General features: G+C 71.6%; 9 protein-coding genes. 5 read left to right on the plus strand and 4 right to left on the minus strand.

The genetic code is table 11. The features are described from left to right. Nucleotides 1-88 precede the first annotated feature (88 nt). Together C8P66_RS00740 and C8P66_RS00745 are read left to right on the plus strand one after the other, a co-directional pair. The gene (locus C8P66_RS00740; protein WP_111396220.1) at nucleotides 89-853 is read left to right on the plus strand and encodes an SDR family NAD(P)-dependent oxidoreductase; all 765 of its coding nucleotides are present in this window, start codon (nucleotides 89-91) and stop codon (nucleotides 851-853) included. Nucleotides 854-876: 23 nt separating this feature from the next. Beyond that, nucleotides 877-1,866, plus strand: coding sequence for a Bug family tripartite tricarboxylate transporter substrate binding protein (locus C8P66_RS00745; RefSeq protein WP_111396221.1), 990 nt, complete (start codon nucleotides 877-879; stop codon nucleotides 1,864-1,866). Here C8P66_RS00745 and C8P66_RS00750 read toward each other — a convergent pair. Continuing rightward, a complete protein-coding gene (locus C8P66_RS00750; protein WP_281271329.1) occupies nucleotides 1,863-2,882 on the minus strand; it encodes an acyltransferase family protein in 1,020 nt (339 codons plus the stop codon). The genes C8P66_RS00745 and C8P66_RS00750 overlap by 4 nt on opposite strands. Nucleotides 2,883-3,005: 123 nt before the next feature. Here C8P66_RS00750 and C8P66_RS00755 point away from each other — a divergent pair, with 123 nt between their 5' ends. Then, nucleotides 3,006-5,342 (plus strand): xanthine dehydrogenase family protein molybdopterin-binding subunit, encoded by a 2,337-nt coding sequence (locus C8P66_RS00755; RefSeq protein WP_111396464.1) that lies wholly within the window; start codon nucleotides 3,006-3,008, stop codon nucleotides 5,340-5,342. A gap of 48 nt (nucleotides 5,343-5,390) precedes the next feature. Here C8P66_RS00755 and C8P66_RS00760 read toward each other — a convergent pair whose 3' ends face one another. Together C8P66_RS00760 and C8P66_RS00765 are read right to left on the minus strand one after the other, a co-directional pair. Next, nucleotides 5,391-8,186 carry a DUF4214 domain-containing protein gene (locus C8P66_RS00760; protein WP_111396223.1) on the minus strand — a complete coding sequence of 932 codons (2,796 nt, stop codon included), beginning with the start codon at nucleotides 8,184-8,186 and terminating at the stop codon, nucleotides 5,391-5,393. Beyond that, nucleotides 8,183-9,076 carry a polysaccharide deacetylase family protein gene (locus tag C8P66_RS00765; protein ID WP_111396465.1) on the minus strand — a complete coding sequence of 298 codons (894 nt, stop codon included), beginning with the start codon at nucleotides 9,074-9,076 and terminating at the stop codon, nucleotides 8,183-8,185. The genes C8P66_RS00760 and C8P66_RS00765 overlap by 4 nt, the downstream gene beginning before the upstream one ends. A 111-nt stretch (nucleotides 9,077-9,187) precedes the next feature. On the opposite strand from C8P66_RS00765, the gene cydD reads away from it, so the two are divergent. Both cydD and cydC read left to right on the plus strand, forming a co-directional pair. After that, nucleotides 9,188-10,894: a thiol reductant ABC exporter subunit CydD gene (cydD, locus tag C8P66_RS00770; RefSeq protein WP_111396224.1), complete on the plus strand. Its 1,707-nt coding sequence runs from the start codon at nucleotides 9,188-9,190 to the stop codon at nucleotides 10,892-10,894. Then, nucleotides 10,894-12,573: a thiol reductant ABC exporter subunit CydC gene (gene cydC, locus C8P66_RS00775; protein WP_158537048.1), complete on the plus strand. Its 1,680-nt coding sequence runs from the start codon at nucleotides 10,894-10,896 to the stop codon at nucleotides 12,571-12,573. Before cydD ends, cydC begins: the two co-directional genes overlap by 1 nt. Nucleotides 12,574-12,592: 19 nt before the next feature. On the opposite strand, the gene C8P66_RS00780 is transcribed toward cydC, so the two are convergent. Continuing rightward, complete coding sequence (locus tag C8P66_RS00780) at nucleotides 12,593-13,243, minus strand: GOLPH3/VPS74 family protein (RefSeq protein ID WP_111396226.1); 651 nt, start codon at nucleotides 13,241-13,243, stop codon at nucleotides 12,593-12,595. Nucleotides 13,244-13,266 lie beyond the last annotated feature (23 nt).

Here is a 13,266-nt window from a genome sequence, read left to right on the forward strand (position 1 = left end):
CGTTGTTTCGCACATCCGTCATCCGATGCGGCATTGCTGCCGTCAACCGCATTGACCGTCGGAATCGGCGTGGGATGATCCGCGGGACATGACCGATCCTCTCGACTTCTCCGGCCGCATCGTCGCCGTCACCGGCGCCGCCATGGGCTTCGGCCGCGCCATCGCGCGCAGCTTCGCCGCGCGCGGCGCGCGCGTCTGGGCCTGCGACATCGATGCAACGGGCCTGGCCGAAACCGCCGCGGGCAGCAGCATCGCGACACTGGCCTTCGACCTCACCGACCGCGCCGCCGCGGCCGCCTGGGTCCGCGGCATCGAGGCGCAGGTGGGCGGGCCGATCGGCGTGCTGGTCAACAATGCGGGCGGCATGCGCGGCCAGCACGGCCGCCCGATCGAGGAGGTCACCGATGAGGATTGGGACGCGATCTTCGCGCTCAATGTCGATGCGAGCTTCGCCGTCACCCGCGCCGCGGCGCCGGGGATGAAGCGCGCGGGCGCGGGGCGCATCATCAACATCAGCTCGGGCGCGGCCTTCCGCCCCTCGCGCACGCGCATCCAGGCCTATGCCAGTTCCAAGCACGCCGTGCTGGGGCTGACGCGGCAACTGGCGATGGAATTCGGCCCCTTCGGCATCACGGTGAATTCCGTGGCCCCCGGCCTGGTGCTGACCGATGCCGACAAGACCGGGGGGTGGGAGGCGCTGAGCGACGAGCGCCGCGCCGCGACCCTTTCAGGCATCGCGCTCGGCCGGCTGGGCGCGGCCCAGGATATCGCCGATGCGACCCTGTTCTTCGCCTCCGACCTTGCCGCCTTCGTCTCGGGGCAGATGCTGCCGGTGAATGGCGGATCCTTTTGAATGCCCCCCTGGAGCCACTACCGATGATCCGCACCACCCGCCGCGCCACCTTGGCGCTGACCGCATCGCTGATGACGCCCGCGATCGTCCGCGCGCAATCGGTGGGGCGCTGGCCCGATCGCACCATCCGCATGATCGTGCCCTTCGGCACCGGTGGCGGCACCGACATCACCATGCGGCTGCTGGCGCCGAAGCTGTCGCAGATCCTCGGCCAGAATGTGGTGGTGGAGAACCGGCCGGGCGCGGGCAGCACGCTCGGCACCGACTACGTCGCCAAATCCGCGCCGGACGGCAGCACCTTCGTGCTGGCGACGCTGTCCTCCACCGGCGTCGCGGCGGGGCTCTACCGCAACCTGCCCTATGATCCGGTGCGCGACCTGACGGCGGTGGCCCCCACCAACTTCATCCCGATCTGCCATAGCGTGACGACGAAGAACCTCGCCGTCCGCGACACCGCGGAATGGATCGCGGCACTGCGCGCCAACCCGGACAAGTACTCTTATGGCAGCAGCGGCGTCGGCTCGACCGGGCATATCGCCAGCGCGAATTTCCTGACCAAGACTGGCACCACGGCCACGCACATCCCCTATCGCGGCGCGGGGCAGGTCTTCTCCGCGATGATCGCCGGCGAGGTGCAGTTCAACAGCGATATCCCGAGCCTGATGAAGCCGCTCGATGCCGATGGGAAGGTGAAGATCCTCTTCGTCGCGACCGATGAGCGCTCCTCGCTGATCCCCGATGTGCCGACCGCGGCCGAGGTCGGGCTGGACGACTACCGCGCCTATTCCTGGTACGGCATCTTCGGCCCGGCGCATCTGCCGCAGTACATCACCGACCGCCTGGCCGCCGCGATCGACGAGGCGCTGGGCGATCCCACCATCAATCGCCGGCTGGAGGAATTCGGCACGCCGGCGATGCGCGGCTACACCCCCGACCGCTTCGCCAAATACGTGCAGGATGAGATCGCGCTCTGGGTGCCGATCGTCCGCGCCTCGGGCGCCACCGCGGATTAGGTCGTGGCCACCCGCGGCGCGCGGGCCACGCCCCGGCGCAGCAGGCGCGTCGCGGGGCGTTCCAGCAGCCAGTAGCAGACGATGCCGGCGATGGCCGAAACCACGGCCGCCGCCAGGAAATACACGGCCACCGGCGCCCCCGGCATCAGCCGCATCACGGGCCCGACCAGCGGCCCATGCAGCAGATAGATGGAGTAGGAGGCATCCCCCAGCAGCCGCAGCCAGCCGAGGCGCGGCACCTGGCCCGCGGCCTCGACCGCCAGCGCACCTGTGATCAGCAGCAGCGCGGGCACGCCCCACAGCAGCACCCGCCAGGCATCGCTATGCCAGCCACCCAGATGCTGCGCCGCCGCCATCGCCAACCCGGCCAGCATCAGCCCATAGCCCATCCCGGCCCCCGGCAGCCGGCCGCGCAGCCAGGCCTCGCCCAGCAGCAGCCCGGCCAGGAATTCCAGCATGATCGGGTCGGTCACCGACACGCCGATCGCACCCTCGGGCCGCGCCACCAAGCCCACGGCCACCAGCCCGAGCAGCGCCGCGGCCAAGGCCGGCAGCCGCCGCGCCCGCTCCAGCGCGAAGCTCGCGGCGAAGAGGAGGTAGAAGAAGATCTCGTAATTCAGCGTCCAGCCCACCGCCAGCACCGGGTAGATATGCCCGCTGGGGTCGAAATGCGGGATGAAGCCGAGCGACATGGCCAGATTCGCCGGCGTCGTGTCGAAATTCGGCATCCAGGCGTGGTTGATGCTGGCCACCGCCACCAGCCCCAGGGTCACCGCCCAGTAGAGCGGCACGATCCGGATCAGCCGCAGCCGCAGGAAGGCGCCGCCGCCCGTCACCGCCGGACGCACCACCACCCACATGATGAAGCCGCTGATGACGAAGAACAGGTCCACGCCGGCCGCGCCGATCTGGAAATCAACGCCCGCGCGCTCCCCCGCATGGGAGAACACCACGAGCATGGCGGCCACCGCGCGCAGGTACTGAATGGATAAAATGGGGGCCAAGCGGGGCTCCAAATGGGCGGGCAGGCCCCTTGGGGGATCATACCCACCTCCCTTGTGGGGTCCATAACCTTGGTGGGGGTTTACGCGGGGCCGCCCCAGCGCAATTTTAGCTGCAACGCAGCACGGATGATCGCCATGCCTGACAGCCTGACCCCCAGCACCCTCCGTTTCGGCATTGGCCAGTCCGTCCCGCGGGAGGAAGACCCCAAGCTGTTGCGAGGGGAGGGGCGCTATACCGACGACCTGGCTCTGCCCGGCCAGGCCTATGCCTTCATGGTCCGCAGCCCCTATGCCCATGGCGTGATCCGCGGCATCGACACCGAGGCCGCCCGCGCGATGCCCGGCGTGCTCGCGGTGCTCACCGCCGCCGACCTCACGGGCTATGGCGCCATGCGTTGCGCCATGCCGCTCAAGAACATCGACGGCTCGCCGCTGCGCAGCCCCGCCCGCCAGCCGCTGGCGGCGGACAAGGTACGCTTTGTCGGCGATCCGGTCGCCGTGGTGGTCGCTGAGACCCGGATGCAGGCCAAGGACGCGGCCGAGGCGGTGATGCTGGACATCGACGCCCTGCCCGCCGTGACCGACCCCGCCGCCGCCGCCGAACCCGGCGCGCCGCTGCTCTATGACGACATCCCGAACAACATGGTGCTCGACTGGCAGTTCGGCGATCCGGTGAAGATCGAGGCGGCCTTCGCCGCCGCCGCGCATGTCACCAAGCTCTCGATCGACAACAACCGCATCGTGGTCTGCGCCATGGAGCCCCGCGCCGCGATCGGCGTCTGGGCGGAGGACCGCTACACCCTCCACCTCGGCTGCCAGGGCGTGTTCGGGCTGCGGGCGCAGTTGGCCGGCATCCTGAACGTCCCGGTCGAGGGGCTGCGGGTGCTGACCGGCCAGGTCGGCGGCAGCTTCGGCATGAAGGCCAGCGTCTATCCGGAATACGTGCCGCTGCTGCATGCCGCCAAGCTGCTCGGCCGCCCGGTGAAATGGACGGATGAGCGCACCTCGGCCTTCCTCTCCGACTGCCACGGCCGCTCGCATCAGGTCGATGCCGCGCTGGCGCTGGATGCCGAGGGCCGCTTCCTCGCCGTGCGCCTGAACGCCACCGCCGACATGGGCGCCTTCCTCTCCCCGGTCACGCCGCTGATGGGGACGATGAACTTCGCCAAGAACGTGCAGAGCAACTACGCGACGCCGCTGATCGGCGTGCATACGAAGTCGATGCTGACCAACACGACGCCCATCACCGCCTATCGCGGCGCCGGGCGGCCGGAGGGCAACTACTTCATGGAGCGGCTGATCGAGCAGGCCGCGCTGGAAACCGGCAAGGACGCCGTCGCGCTGCGCCGGCTCAACCACATCCCCGCCGCGGCGATGCCCTATCCCGCGGCCTCGGGCAGCACCTATGACGGTGGCGAGTTCTCCGCGATCCTGGACCAGGCGCTGACCGCCGCCGATTGGGACGGCTTCGGCACCCGCCTCGCCGACAGCCAGGCGCGCGGCAAGCTGCGCGGGCGGGGGATCGGCAACTTCCTCGAATGCACCGCGCCCCCGGCCGCCGAGATGGGCGGCATCCGCTTCGAGGCGGATGACACGGTCACCATCATCACCGGCACGCTGGATTACGGGCAGGGGCATTGGACCCCCTTCGCCCAGGTGCTGCACCAGTATCTCGGCGTGCCCTTCCACGCGATCCGCCTGCTCCAGGGCGATTCCGACGAGCTGATCGCCGGCGGCGGCACCGGCGGGTCGAAGTCGCTGATGGCCTCCGGGGCCGCGATCGTCGAGGCCTCGGCCCTGGTCATCGAGCGCGGCCGCCAGGCGGCAAGCTGGGCGCTGGAAGCCGCCCCCGAGGACATCCTCTTCGAGGCCGGCAAATTCACCATCGCCGGCACCGACCGCAGCATCGACATCATGGAGCTGGCGGCCAAGCTGCGCGAGGCGGAAGACCTGCCGGATGACGTGCCCGGCAAGCTCGACGTGCGCCACATCTTCAAGGAGGCGCCGCAGGCCTATCCGAACGGCTGCCACATCGCCGAGGTCGAGATCGACCCCGAGACCGGCATCGTCGAGGTGGTGAAGTATTCCACCGTCAACGACTTCGGCGTGATCGTGAACCCGCTGCTGGTGACCGGCCAGGCGCATGGCGGCATCGCCCAGGGCATCGGCCAGGCGCTGCTGGAACGGGTGGTCTTCTCCGAGGACGGGCAGCCGATGTCGGGCTCGCTCACCGATTACGCGCTGCCGCGGGCCACGGACGTGCCCTCGATCAGCTTCGAGAGCCATCCGGTGCCGGCGACCACCAACCCGCTCGGCGCCAAGGGCTGCGGCGAGGCCGGTTGCGCCGGCTCGTTGCCGGCGGTGATGAATGCGGTGGTGGATGCGCTGCGCCCGCTCGGCGTCGGGCATTTCAACATGCCGGCGACGCCGGAGCGGGTCTGGCAGGCGATCGCCTCAGCCAAGGCCGCGTAGCCAGCCGATGGAGGGGGCTCGCCCCCTCCATCCTCCAAAAGGCCGGCCTCAGGCGAAGGTCACCCCATCCGCGACCAGCGGGGTGATCTTCGCCGTCATCTCCTCGGAAAAGGCGAAGCTCGCCGCGACATCGGCGCGGGTCAGGGTGCCGGTGTCGAGCAGCCAGCTCCAATAGGCGATGCCGCCCGCATCGCCGTCCCGGTCCAGCGCGTTCTGATAGATGCGGGCGACGAAGCCCGCCGTGTCCAGCACGCCGAAGACCGCCGCGAATTCGGCGCTGCCGGTGAAGTCGGCGCCGATCTCGCGCTGGGCGCGGGTCTCGATCCAATAGGACAGCCCGGCGGCATCCGGCAGCCGGTTCAGCACCGTCTCGTACCAGCGCAGCACCTCCACCGCGGCGGGATCGGGGGCGAACAGCCCGCCCGCATCCGGCACGCCGGCCCCCACGATGAACTCCGGACTTTCGGAGAAGCCGGCCACCGCCTGCGACCGCGCCAGCCCGCCATCCAGCAGCCCGCTCCAATAGGCGAGCCCGTCGGCATCCGGCGCGCGCCCCAGCACGGTGCCATAGAGCAGGGTGACGAAGCCTTCCGTGTTCGGGGCGCCGAAGCGCGCCTGGAACTCGGCGCTTTGCAGCAGCGAAGCGGCGATGCCGTCCAGGCTGACGCGCCCGCTGGCGACGGCCTCGGTATAGAAGCCGAGCCCGGTCGCATCCGGCCCCCGCCCAAGGGCTGCCAGATAAAGCCGCGCGATCGAGGCGGCCGGCGCCGTGCCGCCGATCGCGAGCCAGCCGTCCTGGAAATGCAGCGTCTCGATGGCATTGAGCGTGTCGCTGCCATCGGGCCCCACGACCGTGGTCGCGGTCACCACCGACTGGCGCCGCAGGCTGGCGATCAGCGCGGTGTCCACCCCGCTGCCGCCATCCAGCGCGTCATTGCCGGCCCCGCCCAGCAGCAGGTCGCGGCCCCCCCCGCCCCAGAGCGAGTCATTGCCCGCATGGCCCAACAGCAGGTCATTGCCGCCATAGCCGGAGAGCACATCCGTGCCCTCGGTCCCGGTTCGCACGTCATCGCCATCCGTTGCCGCGGCATCGGGGCGCAGGCTGGTCAGCAGCGCCGCGACGGTGGCGATCTTGACCGGATCGACCGTGCGCCAATCGTCCAGCAGGATGCCGCCGGTGTCGCCGCTGGTGGGGTTCCAGGCCCACCAGGCCCAGGAGACGCCGGCGGCCCCAGGGGCGAGGTCATGGCTGCCATTGGCATCCAGATCGCCCCCGAGCACCGCCGTCAGCGTGGCGATCCAGGCCCGGTCGGCCGCGGTGACGAGCCTGCCGCCGAATTCGCCGAGGAACACCGGCGCGATGCCCTGCCGCGCCAGGTAGCCCCAGTAATGGTCGAACAGCGCCGGCAGATTGGCGGGGTAGCCCGCATCCTTGAACCAGGGCTGGTCATAGATGCTCGGCGGGTAGTCATGCGCGGAATAGACGAGGTGGTTCGCCACCGGCAGCACCACCGGCAGCGCGCCCGCCGCCGAGAGGTTGCCGCCATCCCAGTAGTAGGAGGCGGGGTCATTCGCCGGCCCGACCTGACGCACGCCCTCGACGAAGATCAGCCAGTTCGGGTTGACCGCCTGGATGGCCGCCCCCGCGCGCCCGGCCGCGGCACGCCAGTCATGCAGCGGGTCGCCGTCGCCCCAGCTTCCCTTCCAGGGTTCATTGTGCAGATCGGCACCGATGACGGTCGGATTGCCGGCATAGCGGCCGGCCAGCATCTGCCAATCGGAGATCCAGCGCGCTTCGTCATAGGCCGAGGAATACCAGAGGCCGGAGTCATCGGCGCCATTGCCCGCGATGCCGCGGTGCCGGTCCAGGATGATCCGGATCCCGAGCGTCGCGGCATAGCCCACGATCTTGTCGATCAGCGCGATGCCATAGACCCCGCGCAGGTCGGGGTTCAGGGCGTAGTTGATATTGGTGGGGGTCACCCGCCCATCCAGCAATTCGGTGGAGAAGGGCAGGCGGATGGCGTTGAAGCCGGTCTCCGCGATCTGGTCCATCATCTCCCGCCAGTTGCGGGTGTAGAGCCCGTCCGGGGCGAAGCTCCGGGTTTCCAGCCCGAACCAGTTGACGGCGGTGAGCCGCACCGCCTGGCCGGCGCTGTCGATGATGTCCCCGCCCCGGGTTGCGAAATAGCCGGGGGCGGCGCTGCCGGGCGGATGGTCGTCGTTGCGCAGGGTGCCGGTCGCCACCGTGTCGCCCTGCAAGGCGCCGCTCATGTCCGTCACGCGCAGGATCAGCGTCTCGGCGGGCTCGAAGCCGGCATCGCCATGCACGATGACCGTCACATCGGCGCTGCGGGCGCCGGCCGCGATGGTGCCGCTGCCGGAGGCCGGTTCGTAATCCGTGCCCGGGGTGGCGGTGCCGTCCTCGGTCCGCCAGGTGAAGCGGACGGGCACCGTGGTGGCATGGTCGAGGCTGATGGTGAAGACCATCGCCGTCAGCCCCTCCTGGCCCTCCAGCACCGTGGTATCGGCGATCGAGGCCACGGCCTCAGCCAACGCCGCCTGGCCATTGGCGGTGACGCTGGCGGGGGCGAGGGAGGCACCGACCCCGGTGAGCCCGAAGCTGACAGAGCCCCCGGCCGGGATGACGGCATTGTACCCGGCGTCGGTGAAGGTGAGCCCGCCGAGGCTCCGCGCCTCATACACAGCACCCAGGGTGAAGCCGGCGGCGAGGCCGAGCGTCCAGCCGGTGACGGCCTGCGTGCCATCGTTGAACAGCGTGACCCGGGCGCGAAAGCCGTTGGAATAGATGTCCTCGAAGGCGAAGCGGTAGCGGAAGCTCATGCCCCCGGCACCAGCCCTGGGGCGAGGCCGGCGACGTGGTCGAACACCTGCCCGGCGGTGCAGAGCCAGACCTCCTCCCGATGCCCGGCGACATGGGCCAGCGCCCGGCGCAGCGCCCGCATCCGGTAGGGCTGGCCGATGATGTAGGGATGCAGGGCGATGCCCATCACCTGGGGCAGGCCATCGCGCGTCTGGCGCAGGCGTTCGTCGAAATCATCCACGATCATGCGGGCGAACTGCTCCGCCCCGTCGCGTCGCACGGCGATGGCGGGGATGTCGTTCACCTCCTGCGGATAGGGGATGGCGAGGAGCGGGCCATGCGCGGTGCGGTGCCAGATCGGCGCGTCGTCGCTGCACCAGTTCAGCGTGTAGCGGTAGCCGGCCGCGGCCAGCAGGTCGGGCGTCGCATGGCTCTCGGCGATCCAGGGGGAGAGCCAGCCGCGCGGGGCGATGCCGTCATCGGCGGCCATCCGGGCGGTGGCCTCGGCGATCAGGGCTGCCTCCGCCTCGGGCGGCAGGGTGGACTGGCGTTCGCTGTTGGTGCGGCCATGGCCCGCCATCTCGTCGCCGCGCGCGCGATGGGCCGCGATCAGGCTGGGGGCGAGGTCGTACATCGCGCTATTGGCCAGCACGGTCGCGGCGAGGCCCAACTCATCCAGGGTCTCGACCAGCCGCCAGGCGCCGACCCGGTTGCCATAGTCGCGCCAGGCGAAATTCAGCACATCCGGCGCGGGGCCGCCGGGGGCGAGTTCCGCGCCCAGCCCCTCACCGAACGCGAAATCCTCAAGGTTCACGCCGAGATAGACCGCAAGCCGCGCCCCGCCGGGCCAGGAATAGGCGGGCCGCCCGCGCCAGGGGTGGTGGTCATAGCGCCCATGGCGTTTCAGCATCGGATGGTCCATCGAACGCGAGAGGCACTTTTGGCGTCTTGTGTGCGCTGCCGCAATGCGCGACGCCCCGGCGCATGGTGACGTCTCGACGAATGCGCTAACGGGGTTGGCATGAACCAAGCTTTGACGGAGCGCCCGGCCAAGCCGGCCCGGCGGCGGAGATCCGGGGCGAATGCGGCCCGTGGCCTGCTCGCCGCGACGGCGCGCGGACAGCGTCGCACGCTGTCGCTGGCGGTGGCGCTCGGCACCTGCGGCATCCTGGTGGCGCTGGCGCAGGCCTTGCTGACGGCGCGGCTGCTGGCCGCACTTCTCGGGCATGGGGCCGCGGAGTGGGGCGACCTTGCGGCCATCGCGGCGCTGGTGCTGGTGCAGGCGGGGCTCGCGATCGCGCAGGACCGGATGCAGACCGCGGCCGGGGCGGCGGCCCGCGCCGGGCTGCGGGGGCGGGCGATGGCCGCCCTCTTCGCCGCGGGGCCGGCGGATTCCCGCCAGATCGGTGAGAAGGCCTCCCTCGTCATCGACCGGATCGAGGCGCTGGATGGGCATTTCGCCCGCTGGCTGCCGGCGGCGGCGCTGGCGATCCTCGGCCCGTTGCTCGCGGTCGCGCTGGCCACCTGGGCCGATCCGCTGTCGGGGCTGATCCTCGCGGTCGCGGTGCTGCTGGTGCCGGTCGCCATGGCCTTCACCGGGATCGGCGCGGCGGTGGCCAGCCGAAGGCAGTTCGCCGCCCTTGAGGCGCTGTCGGGCCGCTTCCTGGACCGCATGCGCGGCCTGCCCGCCATCGTGCTGTTCCGCCGCGAGGCGGCCGAGGCCGGAGCGATGGCCGAGGCCGCCGATGATCTGCGCCGCCGCACCATGAAGGTGTTGCGCGTCGCCTTCCTCTCCGCCACGGCGCTGGAGGCTCTGTTCGCCGCCGCCTTGGCCTGCATGGCCTTCCGCCACGCCGCCTTGCTGACGGGCGGGCATCCCGATCCGGTCGCGGCGATCCTCTGCCTGCTGCTGGTGCCGGTGGCCTTCGCGCCGCTGCGGGCCTTCTCGGCGGCCTATCACGAACGCTCGGCGGCCGAGGGGGCCGCGACCGCGCTGGCGCCGTTGCTCGCGACCCCGGAGACGCATGGGCTGCTGCTGGAGGAGATTCCGCCCTCGGTGGTGGTCACCTTCGACCGGGTCGGGCTGCGCCATGATCCGGGCCTGCCGCCGGCGCTGGAGGATATCTCCTTCCGCGTGCTGCCCGGTGAATCGCTGGTGCTGGTGGGGCCTTCAGGGGCGGGGAAATCCTCGATCCTGCGGCTGCTGATGGGGTTTTCGGCGCCGAGTTCGGGGCGCATCGCGCTGAACGGGCGGGAGGCCGCCGCACTTCGCCCGGCCGAGGTGCGCAGGCTTTCGGCCTGGGTCGGCCAGCGCGCGCATCTGTTCCGCGCCACCATCGCCGAGAATATCGCCTTGGCCCGGCCGGGCGCGACCCGCGCCGCCGTCGAGGCCGCCGCCCGCGATGCCCGCGTCATCGATTTCGCCAAAGGGCTGCCGCGGGGGCTGGATACCATGGTGGGCGAGGGCGGCTTCGGCCTCTCCGGCGGGCAGGCGCAGCGCGTCGCGATCGCCCGCGCCTTCCTGCGCGACGCGCCGCTGCTGCTGCTGGACGAGCCGACCGCGCATCTGGACCCGGGCACCGAGGCGGAGGTGCTGGACAGCCTGCGCCGCCTCGCCGCCGGGCGGACCACGGTGATGGCCACACACTCCCCCGCCGTCGCCGCGCGCTTCGGCCGGGTGATGCGGCTGGAGGAAGGCCGCTTCGTGGAGCAGGCGAAATGGGCGTGATGGCGATGGGCACAATGCTGGCCGATCTGTGCCGGGTGCTGGGGCTGTGGCGCCGGCGCTGGCCGGTGCTGCTGCTCGCGGTGGGCGTCACCGTGGTTTCGGCGCTGGCGGGGCTGGCGCTGATGACGCTGGCCGGGCGGGCGGTGTCGCATGAGGTCGCGGCGCTGTCCGGGGCTGCGGCCGGCGGCGCCGGGCTGCTGCTGTTGCCCTGGCTGCGGCCGCTGCTGATCGGCCGCCCGGGCTTGCGCTGGGGCGAGCGCATGGCGACCCATGCCGCCGCCTTCCGGGCACTGGCCGATACAAGGGTCTGGTTCTTCTCGCGCCTGGCCGAGCGCCTGCCGGGCGGGATCGGCCACGGGCGGGCCGGCGACCTGCTTGGGCGGATCGTGGCGGATGTGGAGGCGCTGGACGGGCTCTATCTGCGCGCGCTGGTCCCACTCGCGGCGGGGGCCGCCGTGGTGGTGGCCGCGGCGCTGATCCTGGGCGCGATCTCGCCGCTGCTGGCGGTGCTGGTGACGCTGCCGCTCGCCTGCGCCTTGGCGCTGCCGCCGCTGCTGGCGCCGATCGCCGCACGCGCCGCCAAGGGCGCGGCCGCGGCCGAGGGGCGGCTGCGCGATGCCGTGGTCGATCCGTTGGCCGGGCTGGAGGACACGCTGGCCAACAATGCCGAAGCCACCGCGATCCTGCGGGTCGAGGCCGCCGCCGCACGCCTGACGGCCGCCCAGCGCGGCCTCGCCCGGCGCAACGCGCTGGCGGGGGCGGCCGGGGCGCTGCTGGGGCAGGGCGCGCTGCTGGGCGCGCTCGGCTTCGGCATCGCGGGGGGCGAGGGCGCGTTGTGGGGGGCGGTGCTCGGCGCCTTCCTCGCCCTGGCCGCGGCCGAGCCCTTTGCCGGGCTGCCGCGCGCGGGCATCGCCATCGCCACGGCCGGGGCCTCGGCGCGGCGGTTGTTTCTCGCCGCCGACCGGCCGGTGCCGGTGCCTGACCCGGTGGCGACGGTGGCGGCGCCCGCCGGCCATGCGCTGCGGATCGAGGGGGTGCGGTTCGCCTGGGCCGCGGATCGTGGCGAGGTCTTCGCGGGGCTGGATATGGAGGTGCCGGAAGGCGCGCATGTCGCCCTGCTCGGCCCCTCCGGCGCCGGCAAATCGAGCCTGATCGCGCTGCTGACCAAGCTCGCGGCCCCCAGCGCCGGGCGGATCCTGATCGGCGGGGTCGATATCGCGGGCCTGCCGGCCGCGGCGGTGCGGGGGAAATTCGCGGTGCTGAGCCAGGATGCGCGGCTGTTCGACGACAGCATTGCCGCCAACCTGCGCCTCGCGGCCCCCGATGCCGATGACGCCGCGCTGTTCGGGGCGCTGGACCGCGCCGGGATCGGCGATTTGATCCGCGCCTTGCCGGAAGGCTTGCAGACCCGCTGCGGTGAGGGCGGCGCGCGGTTCTCCGGCGGGCAGGTGCGGCGTATCGCGCTGGCGCGGGCGCTGGTCTGCGCCGCGCCCATCCTGCTGCTGGACGAGCCGGCGGCGGGGCTGGATGCGGCGGCGGAACTCGCCTTCCTCGCGACCTTGGAGACGGCGGCGGCGGGGCGGACGGTGCTGCTGCTGCAACACCGGCTGATCGGCCCGTTCCGGCCGCAGAAGCTGTTCCGGCTGGTGGCCGGGCGGGCCTTGCCGGGGCTGGGCTAGCCTCGGCAGCGCCCGCCGCTCACATCATCGGCGACCAGCGCGCGATCTCGATGAAGATGTCGCGCACCGCCGAGGACAGCGCGCGGTTCAGCTCCTCCAGATCCGCCACCTGGTCGATGCGCGGCTGGGCGCGGTCCAGCTCCTCCGGCGACAGGATCAGCCCGAACAGCCCGGCGGCGCGGCAGAGCCCGATCAGCAGCGCGTCATGCGGCTCGGGGATCTCATCGTCGAAGATCACGCCGAGCAGGCGGGCCTTCACCTCGCGCTCGGCCTTGTCGGAGACGACCGGATAGCGGCGCTCGCTGAAGAACCACAGGAACTTGCCATCCTCGACCCGCAGGATGCCGCGCGCGACCAGCCGGTCGAACAGGCTGGCGCGGTAGGATTCGGCGTTGCGCGCCAGGGTCTCGATCCACCAGCGGCTCGCTTCCTCGCGCGGGGAGCCCGCGATCTCGCTGAGCACGCCATCCAGCAGCGCATCGCCCGTGGGCGCGGGATCGGCGACGAAGAGGCGGGTGGTGTCGCTGTCCAGCCGGTTGCGCATGGCAAGCTCGGCCAGGATGGCGCCGGCCAGGGCATAGTCGCCGGCCGGGGCGGCGCGGACATGCAGCCGCCCCGTCGTGTCGTCCAGCATCAGCAGCAGGAGTTCCTCGGGGATCGTCAGCGCCATGGTGGTGTCTCTCGCGTCATTAA

Source organism: Humitalea rosea, from assembly GCF_003253705.1.
Lineage (GTDB): Bacteria > Pseudomonadota > Alphaproteobacteria > Acetobacterales > Acetobacteraceae > Humitalea > Humitalea rosea.

Coding starts and splice junctions, on each gene's coding strand:
- C8P66_RS00780 (WP_111396226.1), bottom strand. CDS start 13,243: ATGGCGCTGACGATCCCCGAGGAACTCCTGCTGCTGATGCTGGACGAC.
- C8P66_RS00755 (WP_111396464.1), top strand. CDS start 3,006: ATGCCTGACAGCCTGACCCCCAGCACCCTCCGTTTCGGCATTGGCCAG.
- cydC (WP_158537048.1), top strand. CDS start 10,894: ATGGCGATGGGCACAATGCTGGCCGATCTGTGCCGGGTGCTGGGGCTG.
- C8P66_RS00740 (WP_111396220.1), top strand. CDS start 89: ATGACCGATCCTCTCGACTTCTCCGGCCGCATCGTCGCCGTCACCGGC.
- C8P66_RS00765 (WP_111396465.1), bottom strand. CDS start 9,076: ATGCTGAAACGCCATGGGCGCTATGACCACCACCCCTGGCGCGGGCGG.
- C8P66_RS00760 (WP_111396223.1), bottom strand. CDS start 8,186: ATGAGCTTCCGCTACCGCTTCGCCTTCGAGGACATCTATTCCAACGGC.
- cydD (WP_111396224.1), top strand. CDS start 9,188: ATGAACCAAGCTTTGACGGAGCGCCCGGCCAAGCCGGCCCGGCGGCGG.
- C8P66_RS00745 (WP_111396221.1), top strand. CDS start 877: ATGATCCGCACCACCCGCCGCGCCACCTTGGCGCTGACCGCATCGCTG.